Origin of the sequence: Bradyrhizobium sp. 192, assembly GCF_023100965.1 — a bacterium.
GTDB lineage: Bacteria > Pseudomonadota > Alphaproteobacteria > Rhizobiales > Xanthobacteraceae > Bradyrhizobium > Bradyrhizobium symbiodeficiens.
The window spans coordinates 6,428,349-6,446,776 of record NZ_CP064690.1 but is presented as its reverse complement, the minus strand read 5'-3'; the positions used below and the strand labels follow the sequence as shown (position 1 = coordinate 6,446,776).

17 protein-coding genes are annotated in these 18,428 nt (G+C 64.6%); 10 read left to right on the top strand and 7 right to left on the bottom strand.

Annotated features, from left to right (window positions below):
• Positions 1-7 precede the first annotated feature (7 nt).
• The 4 genes from IVB24_RS30255 to IVB24_RS30240 are packed head-to-tail and all read left to right on the top strand — an operon-like array spanning position 8 to position 3,342.
• The gene (locus IVB24_RS30255; protein WP_247770160.1) at positions 8-883 is read left to right on the top strand and encodes a branched-chain amino acid ABC transporter permease; all 876 of its coding nucleotides are present in this window, start codon (positions 8-10) and stop codon (positions 881-883) included.
• Positions 880-1,878, top strand: a complete 999-nt coding sequence (locus tag IVB24_RS30250; RefSeq protein ID WP_094971849.1) for a branched-chain amino acid ABC transporter permease — start codon at positions 880-882, stop codon at positions 1,876-1,878. Before IVB24_RS30255 ends, IVB24_RS30250 begins: the two co-directional genes overlap by 4 nt.
• Entirely contained in the window at positions 1,875-2,630 is a 756-nt protein-coding gene (locus IVB24_RS30245; protein ID WP_094971848.1) for an ABC transporter ATP-binding protein, read from the top strand. The genes IVB24_RS30250 and IVB24_RS30245 overlap by 4 nt, the downstream gene beginning before the upstream one ends.
• Positions 2,623-3,342 (top strand): ABC transporter ATP-binding protein, encoded by a 720-nt coding sequence (locus IVB24_RS30240; RefSeq protein ID WP_094971847.1) that lies wholly within the window; start codon positions 2,623-2,625, stop codon positions 3,340-3,342. The genes IVB24_RS30245 and IVB24_RS30240 overlap by 8 nt, the downstream gene beginning before the upstream one ends.
• Positions 3,343-3,354: 12 nt before the next feature.
• On the opposite strand, the gene IVB24_RS30235 is transcribed toward IVB24_RS30240, so the two are convergent.
• The 3 genes from IVB24_RS30235 to IVB24_RS30225 form a co-directional block, all read right to left on the bottom strand.
• Positions 3,355-5,433 carry an EAL domain-containing protein gene (locus IVB24_RS30235; protein ID WP_247770159.1) on the bottom strand — a complete coding sequence of 693 codons (2,079 nt, stop codon included), beginning with the start codon at positions 5,431-5,433 and terminating at the stop codon, positions 3,355-3,357.
• 374 nt (positions 5,434-5,807) lie between these two features.
• Positions 5,808-6,089: a TonB-dependent receptor plug domain-containing protein gene (locus IVB24_RS30230; protein ID WP_247770158.1), complete on the bottom strand. Its 282-nt coding sequence runs from the start codon at positions 6,087-6,089 to the stop codon at positions 5,808-5,810.
• Between the two features lie 64 nt (positions 6,090-6,153).
• Positions 6,154-7,386, bottom strand: a complete 1,233-nt coding sequence (locus IVB24_RS30225) for a hypothetical protein (protein ID WP_247774194.1) — start codon at positions 7,384-7,386, stop codon at positions 6,154-6,156.
• Positions 7,387-7,695: 309 nt separating this feature from the next.
• Here IVB24_RS30225 and IVB24_RS30220 point away from each other — a divergent pair, with 309 nt between their 5' ends.
• Both IVB24_RS30220 and IVB24_RS30215 read left to right on the top strand, forming a co-directional pair.
• Complete coding sequence (locus tag IVB24_RS30220; protein ID WP_247770157.1) at positions 7,696-8,031, top strand: hypothetical protein; 336 nt, start codon at positions 7,696-7,698, stop codon at positions 8,029-8,031.
• A 92-nt stretch (positions 8,032-8,123) separates the two neighbouring features.
• Entirely contained in the window at positions 8,124-8,933 is an 810-nt protein-coding gene (locus IVB24_RS30215) for a substrate-binding domain-containing protein (RefSeq protein WP_247770156.1), read from the top strand.
• On the opposite strand, the gene IVB24_RS30210 is transcribed toward IVB24_RS30215, so the two are convergent.
• Positions 8,907-9,605 carry an ABC transporter permease gene (locus IVB24_RS30210; RefSeq protein ID WP_094971841.1) on the bottom strand — a complete coding sequence of 233 codons (699 nt, stop codon included), beginning with the start codon at positions 9,603-9,605 and terminating at the stop codon, positions 8,907-8,909. The genes IVB24_RS30215 and IVB24_RS30210 overlap by 27 nt on opposite strands.
• A 230-nt stretch (positions 9,606-9,835) precedes the next feature.
• Entirely contained in the window at positions 9,836-10,891 is a 1,056-nt protein-coding gene (pstS, locus tag IVB24_RS30205; RefSeq protein WP_247770155.1) for a phosphate ABC transporter substrate-binding protein PstS, read from the bottom strand.
• A 341-nt stretch (positions 10,892-11,232) separates the two neighbouring features.
• Between pstS and IVB24_RS30200 the strand changes: the two genes are divergently transcribed.
• The 4 genes from IVB24_RS30200 to IVB24_RS30185 all read left to right on the top strand — a co-directional run bounded on the left by IVB24_RS30200 (position 11,233) and on the right by IVB24_RS30185 (position 15,529).
• Positions 11,233-12,144, top strand: coding sequence for a 3-hydroxybutyryl-CoA dehydrogenase (locus IVB24_RS30200; protein ID WP_346771342.1), 912 nt, complete (start codon positions 11,233-11,235; stop codon positions 12,142-12,144).
• A gap of 136 nt (positions 12,145-12,280) precedes the next feature.
• Positions 12,281-12,745: a group III truncated hemoglobin gene (locus tag IVB24_RS30195; protein WP_247770153.1), complete on the top strand. Its 465-nt coding sequence runs from the start codon at positions 12,281-12,283 to the stop codon at positions 12,743-12,745.
• A gap of 263 nt (positions 12,746-13,008) precedes the next feature.
• Positions 13,009-13,662 carry a Rieske 2Fe-2S domain-containing protein gene (locus IVB24_RS30190; protein WP_094971837.1) on the top strand — a complete coding sequence of 218 codons (654 nt, stop codon included), beginning with the start codon at positions 13,009-13,011 and terminating at the stop codon, positions 13,660-13,662.
• Positions 13,663-13,804: 142 nt separating this feature from the next.
• Entirely contained in the window at positions 13,805-15,529 is a 1,725-nt protein-coding gene (locus tag IVB24_RS30185; protein ID WP_247774193.1) for a methanol/ethanol family PQQ-dependent dehydrogenase, read from the top strand.
• Positions 15,530-15,766: 237 nt separating this feature from the next.
• Here IVB24_RS30185 and IVB24_RS30180 read toward each other — a convergent pair whose 3' ends face one another.
• Together IVB24_RS30180 and IVB24_RS30175 are read right to left on the bottom strand one after the other, a co-directional pair.
• Entirely contained in the window at positions 15,767-16,027 is a 261-nt protein-coding gene (locus IVB24_RS30180) for a hypothetical protein (protein ID WP_094971835.1), read from the bottom strand.
• 72 nt (positions 16,028-16,099) lie between these two features.
• Entirely contained in the window at positions 16,100-18,427 is a 2,328-nt protein-coding gene (locus tag IVB24_RS30175; RefSeq protein WP_094971834.1) for a molybdopterin cofactor-binding domain-containing protein, read from the bottom strand.
• Between the last annotated feature and the right edge of the window lies 1 nt (position 18,428).

Below are 18,428 nucleotides of genomic sequence, written 5' to 3'. Positions count from 1 at the left end.
TGAGACGATGGACCTGTCGCTGATCATCATGCAGCTTCTCTCCGGGATCGCGCTTGGCGCGGTCCTGGTGATCACTGCGCTTGGACTGACGATCGTCTTCGGCATGCTCGGAGTGGTGAATTTCGCCCATGGCGCGCTGTTCATGATCGGGGCCTATGCGGGGCTGTACCTGGCCTCGCTTACCGGCAGCTTCTGGTGGGGATTGCTGCTTGCGCCCATCCTGATCGGCGCCTTCGGCATGCTGATCGAGTTCGTGTTGATCCGCAGGCTCTATGGCCGCTCGATCGACGATCCGCTGCTGCTCACCTTCGGCCTCAGTTACGTCCTGGTCGAGGGCGTGCGCATCGTGTTCGGCAGTGACGGCATTCCGTTTCCGACCCCGCCGCAGCTGGTCGGCGTGCTGGATCTCGGCGTCGGCTTCTTCCCGCGCTATCGCCTGTTCGTCATCGCGCTGGTAGCGGTGGTGCTGCTGGTGCTCTGGCTGACGCTGGAGAAGACCCGTGTCGGCTTGATCGTGCGTGCGGGTGCGCGCGATCCCACCATCATGCAGGTGCTCGGCGTCGACATCGGCCGGGTGTGGCTCGCGATCTTCGGCCTCGGCGTCGGGCTCGCCGCGCTCGGCGGCGTGCTCGCCGGGCCGATGCGCAGCGTCAATCCGGAGATGGGCTCGCTGGTTCTGGCCGAGGCCTTTGTCGTGACCGTGATCGGCGGCCTCGGCTCGATCGTCGGCGCGGTCGTGGCCGGCCTCATGGTCGGCATTTCCATCAGCCTGGTGGCGCTGTTCGCGCCTGAAATGGCGACCATCGTGATGTTCGCGCTGATGGCGGTGGTGCTGCTGATCCGCCCGCAAGGCCTGTTCGGCGTGAGAGGGAGGACGGCGTGACGCACCCTTCGAGCGGCGAGGCTCTCGCCAAGCCTGCGCCGGGCGGGCTCGGCCGGCTTCTCGACCACCGCGTGTTGCTCTCCATCGCCGTGCTGGCGATATTGCCCTGGCTGCTGCCGTCCAAGGCGCTGGCCGTCAACGTCCTGATCTACGGCGTCGTGGTGATGGGCTACAATCTGCTGTTCGGCTACACCGGGCTGCTGTCGTTCGGCCAGGCCGCGTTCTTCGGTGCGGGCGCCTACTTCACCGGCATTGCGATCGGCCGCTACGGCGTGCCGTGGTTTGCCGCGGTCGCGCTCGCCGTGTTCCTCAGCACCTGCCTGGCAGCCCTGATCGGAATCATCTCGACGCGCACCCGCGGCATCTATTTCTCGATGGTGACGCTCGCTCTGGCGCAACTGGTCTATTACGTCGCGCTTCAGGCCTCCTCCTTCACCGGCGGCGAGAACGGCCTGCGCGGCTTCACCGTCGACCGGATCAGCCTGTTTGGCCTTCAGGTTAATTTCCTCGACCCCGTCAACAAATATTACGTGCTGATGGCCTTCGCGGCGCTGGCGATGTGGTTCCAGTCGCGCATCCTGAACTCGCCGTTCGGAGCCGTCATCGAGGCGATCCGCGAGAACGAGCAGCGCGCGCGGGCCTGCGGCTACGACGTCGAACGCAGCAAGCTGGTCGTGTTCATGCTGTCGGGCGCGATCTCCTCGCTCGGCGGCTGCATGCTTGCGCTGCACCTGTCGATCGTGCCGCTCGACATCCTGCACTACCAGACCTCGGGCATGATCGTGATGATGGTGCTGCTCGGCGGCGCCCGCAGCTTCTTCGGGCCTTTCGTCGGCGCGGCGAGCTTCCTGATCCTGGAGGACGTCATCTCGCTGTGGACGCCGCATTGGCAGATCTTCGTCGGCGCGATCTTCGTGCTGTTCGTGCTGTTCCTGCCCAAGGGCATCTGGGGCACGCTGCTCGATACGCTTGGCATCGGAAAGGCGCGGCGATGAGCGGCGAACTGCTCCGCGCCGAAGGGATCGGCAAGCGCTTCGGCGGCTTCGTCGCGCTCGAGGATATTACCTTGTCCTTCGCGGCGGGGCAGCTCACCTCGATAATCGGGCCGAACGGCGCCGGCAAGAGCACATTCTTCAACATCCTCTCCGGTGTGTTGACGCCGACGTCCGGCAAGCTGCATTTCCGTGGGCGCGAGCTGAACGGCCTGCCGCAGCACCGTTTCGTGCATCAGGGCATTTCGCGCTCCTATCAGATCACGAACATCTTCCCTGACCTGTCCGTGCACGAGAACGTGCGCGTCGCAGCCCAGGCGCTGACCGTGAGCTTCGACATCTGGCGCAACCGCGACCGGCTGACCGAATTGCATGCGCGTGCGGATGCGGCGCTGGACGCAGTCGGCCTGCTCGGCAAGCGCGGCGATCTGGCAAAATTCCTCTCGCATGGCCAGCAGCGCGCGCTGGAGATCGCAATCGCGCTGGTTTCCGAGCCGGAGTTGCTGCTGCTCGACGAGCCGACAGCCGGCATGGGTCCGGAGGAGACCAAGGACATGGTCGCGCTGCTGGAGCGGCTTGCGGACAAGCGCACCGTGCTTCTGGTGGAGCACAAGATGAAGATGGTGCTGGGCCTGTCCAAGCGCGTCGTGGTGCTGCACCATGGCCGCCTGCTCGCGGACGGCGCGCCCGACGAGATCAGGAGCAATCCGGACGTGCGCCGGGTCTATCTCGGACAGAGTGAAGGTTATGGCTGAGACCGCGCTGCTCGAAATCGAAAACCTCCACGCCTGGTATGGCGCGAGCCACATCCTCCACGGCATCTCGCTGCACGTGAAGGAGGGCGAGGTGGTTGCCCTCGTCGGCCGCAACGGCGCCGGCAAGACCACGACCTTGCGAACCATGATGGGCCTGATGCCGAAGGCGACCGGCCGCGTGCGCTTTGCGGGCAGGGAGCTCCTGCCATTGCGCGCCCATCAGCGCTTCCACCTCGGCCTCGCTTACGTACCCGAGGAGCGGCGCATCGTTCCCGGGCTGTCGGTGCGCGAGAACCTGCGGCTCGGTCTGGTCGCGGCCGGCAGCGAGATCGACGAGCGCACGGCCATCGACGAGATCGCCGAGACCTTCCCGCGCCTGAAGGAGCGGCTGGACCAGGAGGGAGTGACGCTCTCCGGCGGCGAGCAGCAGATGCTGGCGATCGCGCGCGCGCTGATCGGCAAGCCCAGGATGATCCTGCTGGATGAACCCTCGGAGGGCATCATGCCCGTCCTCGTCGAGGAGATGGGCGTGCTGTTCCGCCGCCTGCGCGACGAGGGCAAGACGCTGCTGCTGGTCGAGCAGAACGTCGAATGGGCGCTGCGGCTGGCCGATCGCGCCGTGATCATCGACCAAGGCGAGGTCGTGCATCAAAGCAGCGCCGCGGCGCTGCTCGCGGACAAGGACATCCAGGAGCGCTATTGCGCGGTCTGACGTCTCGGTCCGCTAGGCCACGACCTTGGCGCTGTCGAGGCGGTGGCGCTCGTTCGCGAGATAGTCGCCTATCGCATCGGCCGACATGGGCTTTGCGAAATAGTATCCCTGGATGAAGTCGCAGCCGAGCCGGCGCAAGGTGTCGAGCTGGGCGCGGGTCTCCACGCCCTCGACGACGCAGGCGATCTCCATGTCGTCGCAGAGGCCAGTCAGCGACTTGATGATCTTGTGACTGACCGGATTCTCGTTGACGTCGGCGACGAAACTGCGGTCGACCTTGATCTTGTCGAGCGGCAAGATCTTGTGACTGACCGGATTCTCGTTGACGTCGGCGACGAAACTGCGGTCGACCTTGATCTTGTCGAGCGGCAACCGGTGCACGTGGCTCAACGAGGAATAGCCGGTGCCGAAATCGTCCAGCGAGATGCCGCAGCCCATCGCTTTCAGCGTCGCGATCGACTGCTCCGCACGCACGAAATCGAACGTGACGGCGGTCTCGGTGATCTCGAAATCGATCCGGCGCGGCGACAGACCGCTCTTCTCGATGATGGAGATCAGCGGCAGGATGCCTTCGGCGGCACAGACGTCGTGAGCGGACAGGTTGAACGACAGGCGGACGTCGGCGGGCCAGGTCTTGGCCGTCGCCAGCGCGCGCGTCAGGAGCGCCTGCGTCAAGGGACGGATCAGGCCGATGCGCTCGGCGGCGGGAATGAAGTCGGCAGGGGAGACCCAACCGAGACGGGGGCTGTGCCAACGCGCCAGCGTTTCGAAACCCGCAGTGTGCTCGCTCATGGCATCGACGATCGGCTGGAACACCAGCTCCATCTCGGAGCCGAAATCGGAGGTGCGCAGCAGGTTTTCGATGACGCCGCGGCTGCGGATCTCGGCCTCGAGCTCGCCCGAGAAGATCACGGTGCTTCCGCGCTGATGGCGCTTGGCGTGATAGAGCGAGTAGTCGGCGCATTCATAGAGAGCTTCCGACGTCGTCGCGGCCTCCGGATACGACGCAAAGCCGATCGAGCAGGACAGGCCGGTGTGGGCGGTGTCGAGCTGGTAGGGCAGCTTGACCTGCGCGCCGATGCGTTCGCCGAGCCGCGCCAGGTCGGCGTCGTCGGGATCACCGCACACGACGAGGCCGAACTCGTCGCCGCCGAGACGGGCGAATTCCACGCGTTGCAGCCCGAAGCCCTCGCAAACCTCGCGGATGCGGCGGCCCGCCTCGATCAGGACGCGGTCGCCGACGCTGTGGCCGTAATTGTCGTTGATCGGCTTGAAGCCGTCGAGGTCGATGATACCGACCGCGACGCGAACCTTTCTGCGCTCGGCGTCGCCAAAGGCGTTCGATAGCTCGGCGAAGAAACGGCGGCGGTTCGGTAGCTCAGTAAGGGAATCCAGATTGGCGAGGCGGAAATTCTCGTCCGAGAGCGCCTGGGTCGCCGTCTGCTGTGCCAGGAGCGACTTACGGCTGGCGACGAGATCGGCGAAGTCCCGGTAGTAGATGATGAGCACCGTCACCATCGCGCCGGTGACCAGCAGATTGTTGATAGCCATCGCCTCCAGCGTCGGCTCGCCCGTGGCGAAGTAGAACACCACATAGGGCACGTCGACGACCAGCGTCACGATCAGCGCGGACGAACGAAGATGCATCAGCGAGAAGATGCAGCCGATCACGGTCACCGCCATGTAGAAGGCGACCTGGCTCTTGGCAAAGGGATCGCCGTAGGGATAGAGCGCGAACGACCAGGCGGTGAAGCCCGCCGCGATCGGCGCGGCGATCCAGTTGGTGAGACGCAAACTGCGGAGGATGTCGGCATCGCTGCGTACGACGTGGCGCTGCCGCAGCCACCAGAAGGTCCGATAGCCCGCCACCGCGATCAATATGCCCGGCACGATCATGCTGAGCGAGGCGGGCGCCAGCGGAACATAGGTATAGGCGACCGCGATCGTGTTGGTGATCAGGATGAAGTAGAGCAGCGGGATCTGCTTGGAGAAGGCATCGAACTGCGCGCGGGTCAGTTCGGGATTGTCGACCGGGACCCGGAACAGATCCACGACAGTGGCGAGATGAGATTTGAATCTGGCGACAGGCATTGCAATACGAGCCTTGGATACCTTCAAAAACGCGGGCGATCTTGCACGGCTCGGGTAAAGGGGGCGTTAGATTGATCCCCTCGTCGCAGGTTGCGTGCGCCCGCAGATGCTCCGGTCTGGTGCTCCGGCGAGGCCACGTTAAGCATAAGCCGCGGAAGAAGCCCGCAGTTTGGTTGCAAGCGCCCGCAATAGGTGCAGCTACGTTCTGCTAACCATGTGAGAGAGCGCAACGTATTGCCGCACCGCCGATGTGAGAGCTGCTCGTTGAAATCCTCAGGCAGGCCGGTCGCATAGGTCGCGATCTCACCCGGTTTGACGAACGGATTCGGTGCGCCGTTCGGCGATGGCGGCGTGGCAGCTGAAAGCCGGATCGCCTAGCGCCCGATCGTCACGCCGGCGGTCGAACGCATGGCGTCGCGCAGGCTGGTCGCCTTCATGTCGTCGATGACCTGGCGCGTCAGCACGGTGGTCTGGCCCGGCGTGTCGAGGATCGGCTCGCCGCGCGAGGAGGAGAGCCGATTCGCCTTATAGGGTGCGGCTGGATCGGTGGCGGGAGCGGCGGCGACTGCATGACGTGGCCGTTTGCCCGCAGCCAGGGCCGGCTGCGAGACGCAGAAGGCGGCGATCACGATCAGTCGCGATAGCTTTGCAGGCATGCGATCTCCCATGTTCGGGAAACCTCAGCCTAGCACGGCGCGATGGCGCTTGCCGCGGAAAGGATCAGGCGAGAGCGGCCTGGCGTTCCCGCACCGGTTCGCGAACTCGGTCGAGCTTCCCTGGCTCGGCGAGCCGGGTGAAGTTGCGATGGCTCTCCTGCGCGGGGGCCTCGACGATGACGCCCTCGCAGACGATCTGTCCGCCGAGTATCTTGAACTCCAGCTTGTCGTAGCGCGGCATCGTCTCGCCCGGCGCCGGCGGCAGCAGCCCGACGCTGCCCTGGATGTTCAGCGTGGCTTCACCGGTACCGTGAAGGCAGGGATTCCACATCCTGATTCCGCTTTCCGCCCAGCGCTGCCGGATCAGCGCGGTGCGATCGGCAGGTTCCGCGACTTTCGCGCGAAGTTTCGGCGCACTGCGAATCCCTTCAACTGGAGCCGCGAGAGCCGGAGCCGGCTCATCATGAGTATCTACGACGGCGTCGGCGGAAGAGTCCTCCGCAACGACAGGGGCGGGATCGCCTGCCGCGGCTGGCTCGATGGCCATCGCTGCGCCGGAGGTGGGATCGCTGTCGGGGCTGTCTTCGGCGACAGGCTCCGCCGAGACATCGCGACCGGCAGGCGTGACCTGGGAGTCGTCTACAACGGGCCCGACATCCACGGCCGCAACAGTGGAGGGGTCGTCGGCAACGACGAGAGCGGGAGCGTCAGCCGGAGCGACCTCAACGGAAGCGATCGCGACATTGGACGAGGTCTGCTCCGCCACATCAGGCTCAACGTCGCCCGCGAACTCGGGAGATGGATCGCTGCTGATGACGGGCTCGTCCGCCTTGGCCGGCTCGTCGGCGACGTCGATGGTCGCGGCCGCTTCTGTGGCGACGGGCTCGAGTGTCTTCGAAAGCTCCACAGGCGCATCATCGCCCTTGACGGGTTCAGGACCATCGACTGGCTTGGGACTACCGACTGTCTCGCCAGCCGCTTCGTCCGAAGCTAGAACCTCAGTCACGATGACCGGCTGGAATTCCGTCGGCGCCCTCTGCAGGGAATCGTCGCTGCCGCCGACATCAGCTGGTGTTTCCGCGATGACGGGATGGGCAGTGCCGTCTTCGGCGACCGCGGCGTCGCTGCGCAGTGGATCAGTGCGGATGCCGGTGTCGAGGGCCGGAAAAGCTTCGGCGCCGTCGGCGACGATGACAGGCTGTTCCGCGACGTCCGCCGCACCGTCGATGCTGCCGCCATGCGGCAAGGGCCGAAGCCGGGTGAACGCCCATTTCACCGCGGGAATGCGGCGCAGCAACGATATCAGTCTCGAAAGCACTGGGAGTTGTCCAAGAGGTACTCGGCGTGAGGCAATCGCTGATTCGCCAGCAATGTGAAAAACTGCCCCGGCCGTTACACCCCTGTCAATGCAGGGGAGATCAATTGCAGAACATCTGCAGCGTGCGGCGGTGAGGGATGAAGCGTCAGCCATGACGGCGAGCCCGAAGGATCATCGTGAAGCAAAGATCATCGTAAAGCCACGGCTCGGCCGGCCAATGTGACGGCGACCACGGTCCAACCCGGCCGGAATGGTGACGCTCTGCTTCGAAAGCGAAGGAGAGGAAACGTGATCCACAAGATCTGTCTGGCTGCGGTCATCGCAGCGTTCGTCGGTGCCCCGGCGCTTGCGGACGATCTCACGCCGAAAATCGCGGCTCACCTCATCCCGCCCAATGCTGAGATCAACATCTCCTGGACCAGCCCCGCGTCCGATCCGGACGGTCGCACGATCGAAGTGGCCTGCGGCGAGATCTCGGTCCGCAACGACAAGGGCTTTTCGACGACGTCCTTTGCGTATGTCATCGACGACGACAAGCTTTGGCAGGCCTGGAAGATCGAGTGGATGAAGGAGCTGGAGCCGCAGGGCGCCCGCCGCGTGATGCGGGATTGTCCCGGTCGTTGACGGACGGTGCATATCTGCACCGAATGTAGGGTTCCCCGTGTCGCTCTCTCGGGCTAGTCTGGAGCACCCCGCATCTGGTGCAAGGACGAGCCATGAAAAGAATAGTCGCCATCGGAGCGGCTCTGCTTTGGTCCACCATCGCGTTCGCGCAGGACCGCACCATCACGGTCGCCTCGACCACCTCCACGGAACAATCGGGCCTGTTCGGCCATCTGCTGCCCTTGTTCTCGAAGGACGAGGGCATCAGCGTGAAGGTCGTTGCGGTGGGCACCGGCCAGGCGCTCGATATCGGGCGGCGTGGCGATGCCGACGTGGTGTTCGTCCATGACCGGGTTGCCGAAGACAAGTTCATGTCCGAAGGGCAGGGCGTGAAGCGCTTCGACGTCATGTACAACGACTTCGTCATCGTCGGTCCCAAGAGCGATCCGGCGAAGATCGCGGGCGGCAAGGACGTCACCGATGCGCTGCGCAAGATCGCGGCCGCGAAGGCGCCGTTCATCTCGCGCGGCGACAAGTCCGGCACGCACGCGGCCGAGCTCCGGCTGTGGAAGGAGGCGGGCGTCGATCCCGGCGCCGGCAAGGACAGCTGGTATCGCGAGATCGGCCAGGGCATGGGCCCGGCGCTGAACATGGCGTCGTCGTTGAACGCTTATGTTTTGTCGGACCGCGGCACCTGGCTGTCCTTCAAGAATCGCGGCGAGCTTGCCGTCCTGACCGAGGGCGACAAGCGGCTGTTCAACCAGTACGGCGTCATGCTGGTCGACCCGGCCAAGCATGCAAACGTGAAGGCGAAGGACGGGCAGGCCTTCATCGACTGGCTGGTCTCGCCGAAGGGGCAGCAGGCGATCGCCGGCTACAAGGTCGGCGGCGAGCAGCTATTTTTCCCCAACGCGTCCCACTAGCACGAAGGCGACGGTCGACACCGCCACGCTGAGCGCGAGCAGGATCAGCCCCAATCCGAGCGCCAGCGGCAGATCGCCCTTGCTGGTCTCCAGCGCGATCGCGGTCGTCATCGTCCGCGTGAAGCCGCGGATATTGCCGCCGACGATGATGATGGCGCCGACCTCGGCGATGGCGCGCCCGAACGCCGCGAGAAAGGCCGTCAGCAGCGAGGTGCGCCCGAGCGCGAACAGCAGCGCCACGCTGCGGAAGGCCGACAGCCCGTCGATCCGTGCGAGGTCGCCATATTCCGCCCACAGCAGGCTCGCGGGCCGGTGAACCAGCGCCACCACGATCGGGGTGGCGAGCAACGTCTGCGCGATCACCATGGCGGCCGGCGTGAACAGCAGTCCGGCCACCCCGAGCGGGCCGGACCGCGACAGCAGAAGATAGAGCGCGAGCCCGACCACGACCGGCGGAAGGCCGAGCAGCGCATTGGTCAGCACGATGACGACCTGACGCCCGCGGAAACGCATGATGGCAAGCAAGGCTCCGATCGGTGCGCCGATCAGTAACGCAATGACGCTCGCGGTCAGGCTGACGCGCACCGACAATCCGACGATGCCGAGCAGCTCGGCGTCGGCTTCGCCGATCAGGGAGAACGCCGCGCCAATGGATCGTGCGAAGTCGTTCATGCGGCCTGACGCTTCGGCGCCGGACGGAATGCCTCCTGATCGTCGATATCGGGTCTTCGAAGTCGCTTCACGGACCGGTTCCTGCGAGTCTTGCTGATAACCACAGAATACCCGGGAGGAACAGTTTGCAAACGCGATTCATTCGGAAAGTGACCGTCGGGGCGAAGATCAGGATCAGCACGACGAGGATTGCGCCGGTGGCGATCGTATTGCACAGCAGCGCCGGCGCTTTAGCGTTTGACGGTGGCCGATGCCGAAGCCGTGGAGGTCATGTCGATGCTCTGCTGCCAATAGCGCTCGATCTGGTCGATTATTGCGGGCGGCAGCGGGACGTAGTTGAGCGTTTCGGCCTGGGACCTGCCGTTCTCGAGCAGCCAGCGCATGAAGTCGATGGCGGCCGCCGATCGTTCCGGTGATTTCGGAGCCTTCGGCATGAGCACGAACGTCGTCGCCGTGATCGGGTAGGCATCTTCGCCGGGCGCGTTGGTAAGCACGAGGTGGAAATCCTTCTCCGCCTTCCAGTCCGCATTCGTTGCCGCCGCCTGAAATGATGCCGCGTCGGGCACGACATAATTGCCGGCGCTGTTCTGCACGATCCCGAAGGAAATCCGGTCGAGCCGTTGCAGCGCGTAAGTGTATTCGAGATAGCCGATCGTGCCGGGAACGAGGCTGACGAGCGAAGCGACGCCGTCATTGCCCCGGCCGCCGAGGCCGAGCGGCCACTCGACGGAGGTGCCTTCGCCCATGCTGGCTTTCCATTGCGGGCTGACCTTCGAGAGGTAGTTCGACCAGTTGAACGTCGTGCCGGAGCCATCGATGCGATGAACCACCGTGATCGCAGTGTTCGGCAATCTCACGTCGGGGTTGATCGCGCCGAGAGCGGGATCGTTCCAGAATTTGAGCTTGCCGAGGTAGATGTCGGCGAGCACCTGCCCGGTGAAGCGGATCTGGCCAGGCTTGATGCCCTCGATGTTGACCACCGGCACGACGCCTCCGATCACGATCGGGAATTGCATCGGGCCGAGCCTGTCCAACTCCTTCCGGGCGAGCGGCATGTCGCTGGCGCCGAAATCGACGGCTTCCTTCATGATCAGGCCGAGGCCGATGCCGGAGCCGACTGCTTGATAGCTGACGACGTTGCCGGTCCCGGCCTTGTACGCGTCGGTCCATTTCGCCATCACGGGCGAAACGAAGGTTGAGCCGGCGCCTCTGGTTTCGGCCGCCACGCCTTGTGTGGCGACGAGCAGAGCGGTGAGGATGATGGATGGCTTGATGTGGTTCTTCATGTGGGCGACGCTAACAGGTGAGGTACGAAGCCGATGTGGTCGATGGCACAAGGGCGTCGCGACGCATTCGCGCTGGCCATTGCGCATCGACTACACCACACGGTATGTGGCTGCCGCGTCGTCCGATCGGCGGAGATCGAGGCCCGAAGCGTGCTGGGACTTTGGCCGTCCTCCCGCGGCGCGGCGCCGGGCCTGGCGCGGGCGCAAATTCGGCGCAGACCGCCTGCCAGGTGGCCAAATCGCGCCATTTCGCGACCCACGGCGGCTTTATTCCCGCCGTGGATGCTTTAAGGAAGAGGCAGGATCAGGTCGCGGGCGCCGGCCGGCGATGCCAGAGCCTGATGCAGGAACAATGGGCAGGGCCGGGACGGCTCGCCCGCAAGGATGAAGGATGTGAGGCAATGATCCAGACCGTTGGCATCATCGGGGCAGGGACCATGGGGAATGGTATCGCCCAAATCTGCGCGGCGGCCGGGCTCTCGGTCGTGATGGTCGATATTTCCGATGCGGCGGTGAACCGCGGGCTGTCGACCGTCGGCGGCAGCCTCGAGCGCTTGGTCAAGAAGGAGAAGATGTCGGCGGCCGACCGCGACGCGGCGCTCAAGCGCATCACCGGCACGACGGACCGCGCCAGGCTTGCCGATTGCGATCTCGTCATCGAGGCCGCAACCGAGAACGAGGAGCTCAAGGTCAAGATCCTGAAGGACCTCTGCGCCACGCTGTCGCCGCGCACGCTGCTCGCGACCAACACCTCGTCGATCTCGATCACGAAGCTCGCTGCGGCGACCGATCGTCCCGACCGTTTCATCGGCATGCACTTCTTCAACCCGGTGCCGGTGATGGCGCTGCTGGAACTGATCCGCGGCCTGCAGACTTCCGACGATACCCACGCCAAGGCACTCGATTTCGCCAAGCGCGTCGGCAAGGTGGCGATCACCGCCAAGAACAGCCCGGGCTTCGCCGTCAACCGCATCCTGTGCCCGATGATCAACGAGGCGATCTTCGCGCTCCAGGAAGGGATCGCGACCGCGGAGGAGATCGACGCCGGTATGAAGCTCGGTTGCAACCACCCGATCGGGCCGCTGGCTCTGGCCGATCTCGTCGGGCTCGACACCATGCTTTCGGTGATGGAGGTCTTTTACAAGGGCTTCAACGACCCTAAATACCGTCCGGCCCCCTTGCTCAGGGAAATGGTCGATGCCGGCCATCTCGGCCGCAAGACGGGGCAGGGCTTTTACACATACGGCGCCTGATGAAGTCGCCAGCGGCGGGCGCCAAGCGCCCGCCGCCTTATCCCGCATTTGCGCTGCGACAAAGACGCCGCTCGCAATTGGTCCGACAATGTCGAACGGGCGGCTCGCGGGACCAACGGAACGGAAAACAAAGGACATGTCGGATCGACTGAAGGCCGAGCGCGAAGTTGCGGTCGCACGGCGGAACCTGCTGACCCAGGATGCGATCGAGCGTACCGGGATCACCGAAGAGATGATCTCCGAACTCGTCACCCGTTTCTACGGGCGCGTGCGCGAGGATGCGCTGCTGGGACCCGTGTTCGCGATTGTGAAGAACTGGGACGAGCATCTCGCCAAGCTCAGGGATTTCTGGTCGTCGGTCGTCCTGATGAGCGGTCGCTATCATGGCTCGCCGATGCGGGCGCATATGCCGCTCGGTCTGGCCGGCGATCATTTCGACCGCTGGCTCGATCTGTTCGAACAGACGGCGCGCGAGGTTTGCCCGCCGCCGGCGGCCACACTGTTCATCGACAAGGCCCGGCGCATCGCCGACAGTTTCGAGATGGCATCGGCCACCGTCGCGGGTTCGATCGCCGCGCCACGCCACGTGCTCAGATCCTGACGACGACCGGCTGCCTGCAGAACATGCAGGGACCTCGCGCTGCGTTTGCGCTGCGCGACGAATAGCGCGCTGCACCAATTCCGACATCATCGGTCTGATCTGCAAAATCATCATGCCGCTCGCGCGTCGCGACGTTGAAATTGCGAAAACGCGCTTGAACGCGTTCGTCGTTGTTCAATCAACGCGAGCAAAGCCATATTGATGCACTGCGGCGCCAATTCTTCGCCTTGTTTTCGGCAGAGTTCCAGCGCCAGCTTGTGGACATGTCCCGCGCATCCTTCACCACGAATTCCTCATCGTCCGAAAACCCTGGGGAGCCCGAAGCCGACATGTGCGCCGAGCAGACGCGGCGAACGGTCCTGCTCGGCGCACTTGCCACCACCGCGTGCCTCGGTTGTTCCGCGCATGCGCGCGCGGACGAGGATCCGCCCGGCTCCGACGAACGGCCCCAGAAGGGCGATGTGCTCGTCTTCTCCGAAGGCGACAAGGAGGGAAAGCTGATCACCGCGGCCGATCTGCCGGCAGGCGGACCGCCGGTGCATGCCTGGCCGAAGGATCCCAAGACATCTGTGGTGCGCAGCGCCTCTCGTCTCAACGAGATCCTGGTCATCCGGCTCGATCCGGCCGAGCTCGACGACAAGACGCGCGCGCGTGCCGTCGACGGCATCATCGCCTATTCGGCGATCTGCTCGCATGCCGGCTGTCCCGTCACCGCCTGGGTCAAGAGCGATGTCGGCGACAAGGAGGTCTTCAAGTGCATGTGTCACAACTCCGAATACGATCCTCGTGCGGGCGCACAGGTCGTGTTCGGCCCGGCGCCGCGACGGCTCGCGGCGCTGCCGCTGGCGCTGGCTGACGGCTCACTCAGCGTCGCCGGCAACTTCATCGGAAAGGTAGGTGGCGTGCAGCCAGGATGACGGACGGTGCGGGATATGCCCGCGTCACGAGAGGCCGCATCCGCCGAGGGGCGGACGAGGGACGAACGACAAGAATTCACAACAAGAATTCACAACAAAGAATTCAAACGGATGAAAAAGGGGAACGTCCATGAAAACTTCCATGATCAGGAAGCAATGGTTACTGTCCGGCTTCGTCGCCTTCACGTGTCTTGCATCCACTGCCGCGATGTCCGGCCCGATCGAGAATTATTCTCCGGTCACCGCACAACGATTGGAGAATCCGGAGCCAAAAAACTGGATGCTCTACCGGCGCACCTATGACGGACAGGGCTACAGTCCGCTCGACCAGATCAACACCTCGAACGTGAAGAACCTCACGCCGGTCTGGACCTTCGCCACCGGCGTGGTCGAAGGCCATCAGGCGCCGCCGATCGTCAACAATGGCGCGATGTTCGTGACGACCCCAATGGGTCAGGTGATCGCGCTGAACGCGAAGACCGGCGACGAATACTGGCGCTACAAGCGGCAGCTCCCTGACGATCTGTTTCAGCTGCATCCGACCAACCGGGGCGTAGGCCTGTGGGAGGACAAGCTCTACCTCGCCACCACGGACGATCACGTGGTCGCGCTCGATGCCAAGACCGGCAAAGTGGTGTGGGATACCAAGGTGCAGGACTACAGGAAGGGCCAGTATTTAACGCTGATGCCGTTGATCGTCGACGGCAAGGTCATCGTCGGCGGGTCCGGCGGCGAGTTCGGCGTGCGCGGCTATATCGTGGCCTATGATGCCAAGGACGGCAAGGAGCTGTGGCGGACCTACACCATCCCCGGCGAAGGCGAGCCCGGTCACGACACTTGGCAGGGCGACGACTGGAAGAACGGCGGTGGATCGGCCTGGATGACCGGCAATTACGACAAGGAGACCAAGACGATCTATTGGGGCGTCGGCAACGCCGCGCCATGGCCCGGCGAGACCCATCCCGGCGACAATCTCTACACCGCATCGGTGCTCGCGCTCGATCCCGACACCGGCAAGATCAAGGCCTATCACCAGTACCACCAGAACGATTCCTGGGACTGGGATGAGGTCGAGGCGCCGATGCTGATCGATCTGCAACGGAACGGTCGCACCATCAAGAGCCTGGTCCATCCGGGGCGCGACGCGATCTTCTGGGTGCTGGAGCGGACGCCGACCAAGATCAACTATGTCGCCGGTTGGCCATTCGTCTATACCGACGTCTGGAAGGGCATCGACGAGACCGGCAAGCCGATCGTGGACCCCGCGCACAAGCCGGTGATCGGCAAGCGCGTCGAGTTCTGTCCGTCGCTGTGGGGCGGCAAAGATTGGCCGTCGGCCGCCTACAGCCAGAGGACCGGCCTCGTCTACGTGCCTGCCAACGAGAATTTCTGCGGCGGATTCACTGGCGAGAAGGTCCCGCTCAAACCGGGTGAGCTCTGGCTCGGCACCAAGCCTGAGGACATCGGCCTGAAGACGAAGCCGGGCGCCGATCATTTCGGTGAGCTCCAGGCCTGGGATCCCGCCACCGGCAAAAAGGTGTGGCAGCACGACTTCCCCAAGTCGCAGTTGTTCGGTTCGGTGACGGCGACGGCGGGCGATCTCGTCTTCGTCGGCGGCACCAACGACCGCAACTTCCGAGCCTTCCATGCCAAGACCGGCGAACTCCTGTGGGAGCAGAAGACCAATTCCGGCATCGTGGGCATGCCGGTGTCCTACGAGATCGACGGCACGCAATACATCGCAATCCAGTCGGGCTGGGGCGTGGACGCGCAGCGCATCCAGGATGCGCTGGTGACCAACAATATCGGCATCGAAGCCAATGTGCCCCAAGGCGGCGTCGTCTGGGTCTTCGCACTCAAGAAATAGCTCCGCGGGCGGATCGAAAGAAGCGGAGCAGCAGGGGGGTGGCGAATGCGGCGGACGGCAACGTCCGCCGCATTTGGTGTGGGTGGCTAGTAGCAAGGCGACGCCCCGTACCACGAGTTCGTCATGCCCGGGCCTGTCCCGGGCATCCACGTTCTTCCTGCCGCGGCAAAGACCGTGGATGGCCGGGACAGCCCGGCCGTCACGCGGAAACAGCCGCGTGGAAAAGCGCCCCGTCCACTACTTCCCCTGCCGGTCCACCTTGTCCTTTTCCTTCTGGTTCATCTCCTGAATCTTGGGATCGGGATTGTGCTGTCCGGTGGTCTGGGTGGTCGAGGCGGGCGGGGCGTTGGCGTTGGGCAGCGAGTTCTGGTCCGGCGCGGAGGGGCGTGTCGCGGTGGACGGTGGCGTGGTGTTGCCTTGGGCGAATGCGCCGGAGGCCGTCGAAAGAAAGGCGCCCGACAGCAACGAGACTGCGAGCGCCTTTGGGATGTTTGTCATCGATCTGCTCCTGTCAGATCGATGGAAACGGCGCGAGATCGTTTGTGTTCCGTCTCGCGCCGTTGTTTAGGCTCACGCCTCCAATTGCTTGCCGAGCGGCAGGCTGCGGATGCGTTTTCCCGTCGCGGCGAAGATTGCGTTCATCAGCGCGGGTGCGAACGGCGGTACGCCGGGCTCGCCCACGCCGCTCGGCGGCGTGTCGGGTCCGGGCGGCACGATGTAGACGTTGGTCACCACGGGAGATTCGTCCATCCTGATGACCTGGAAGTCGTCGAAGTTCTTTTGCTCCACCTTGCCGTCCTTGAAGGTGATCGCGCCGTATTTGGCAAGACTCAGCCCCATGATCGCCGCGCCCTCGATCTGCGAGGCAATGCGCTCGGGGTTGACATAAGTGCCGCAGTCGATCGCGGTGTCGACCCGCGGCACACTCAGCTTGCCCTTCTCGTCGACGGCCACCTCGACGATGGTCGCGATGTAGCTGACGAAGCTGCGGTGCACGGCGATGCCGAGACCATGGCCCTTGGCGACCGTCCGCCCCCATTCGCCCTTTTCGGCGACCAGTTCGACCACCTTGCGCAGGCGCGCGGTGTCGATCGGGTAACTGTCCTGGGGCTCGCCGTAGTTCCACATGTCCTTCACCGCGGGCTTGACGATGCGCGGGCTGCCGATCAGCGCGAGCAGCGTCTCCTTCTGGTCGCGCCCGGTTGCTGCTGCGATCTCGCCGACCATCGATTGCACCGCAAACGCACGCGGAATGTTCGAGACCGAGCGGAACCAGCCGATGCGCGTGAATGCCGCGGCCTCCGGGTTCTCGCAGGAGATGTTGGCGATTTCGAACGGCATGTCGACGAGTCCCATGCCAAGCTCGAAGGGCGCCGCGTGCTTGGCGCCCGCAGCGAAGGTCGAGGCGATGGTCGGCGCGACGCTGCGATGGCGCCACGCGATCACCTTGCCGCTTTTGTCCAGGCCCGCCTCGATGCGCTCCACCGAGACGGTGTGCAGGAAGTCGTGGTGCACGTCGTCCTCGCGCGTCCACTGCACCTTCACGGGCGCACCGAGCTCCTTCGACAGCAGCGCGGCCTCGAGCGCGAAGTCGCATTTCGACTTGCGGCCGAAACCGCCGCCGAGCAGCGTCACGTTGACAGTGACATTGCCCTCGGGGATACCGAGCGTCTTGGCGACGTCCTCGCGGGTGCCGCCGGGGCTCTGCACCGGCGCCCAGATCTCCGCCTTGTCGCCCTTGACGTCGGCAACCGCGACCGGCGGCTCCATGCTGACATGGGCGAGGTGGGGCAGGTAATATTCGCCGACGACGACCTTGTCGGCGGACTTGAGCGCGGCGTCGGCATCGCCCTCGGCGCGCACGACGAGGCCGGGCTTGCGCGAGGCCTCCTCGAGCTCCTTGCGATAGGCGACCGAGTCGTATTTGCCGTTGGCGCCATCGTCCCAGGTCAGCTTCAGGGCGTCGCGGCCCTTGATCGCAGCGCCGGTGTTACGGGCGATCACCGCGACGCCGCCGAGCGGCTGGAACTTCGAGGGCCACGGCCAGCCCTGAACCTTCATCACCTTCTCGACGCCGGGAACCTTCAGCGCCGCATCGGGATCGAAGGAAACCAGCTTGCCGCCTGTGACCGGCGGACGCGCGATCACCGCATATTTCATGCCGGGCAACCGCACATCGGCGCCGTAAAGCGCCTTGCCGGTGGTGATGTCGTGGAGATCGACGATGCCGACCTGGCCCTTGCCCAGGTAGCGGAAATCCTTGGGATCCTTCAGCTTGAGGCCTTCGATGCTGGGCATCGATTCCTTGGCGGCATCCGCGGCGAGTTCGCCGAAACCGAGCTTGCGCCCGCTGGCGCTGTGGACGACCTCGTGATTGACGGCCTTCACTTCGGTCGCCGGCACACCCCAGCGCTTCGCCGCGGCCTGCTCCAGCATGGTGCGGGCGGAGGCGCCGATCTGGCGCATCGGAAGCAGATAATGCCGCGTGCTGCGCGAGCCGTCGGTGTCCTGGTTGCCGAACTTGACCTCGTCGCCATGGGCCTGCTTCACCTTGACCCTGGACCAATCGGCTTCCATCTCCTCGGCCACGATCAGCGGCAGGCTGGTGCGGACGCCTGTGCCCATCTCGGAACGGTGGGCGAGGATGGTGACGATGCCGTCGGGCCCGACCGCGACGAACACGCGCGGGTCGACCACGACGCCATGCGGCATTTTGCCCGCGCCGGTCTCATAGGCAAACGCCTGGCGCGACATCACGGGTGCCGCCAGTACGAATCCGCCGGTGATGCCGAGCCCCTTCAGGATGCTGCGGCGCGAGACCTTCTCGATCTTGATGTTCTTTTCGAAGCCATTTTTTTCGAAGACATGGAGCTTGCCGGGATTGTCGATGAAATTCATG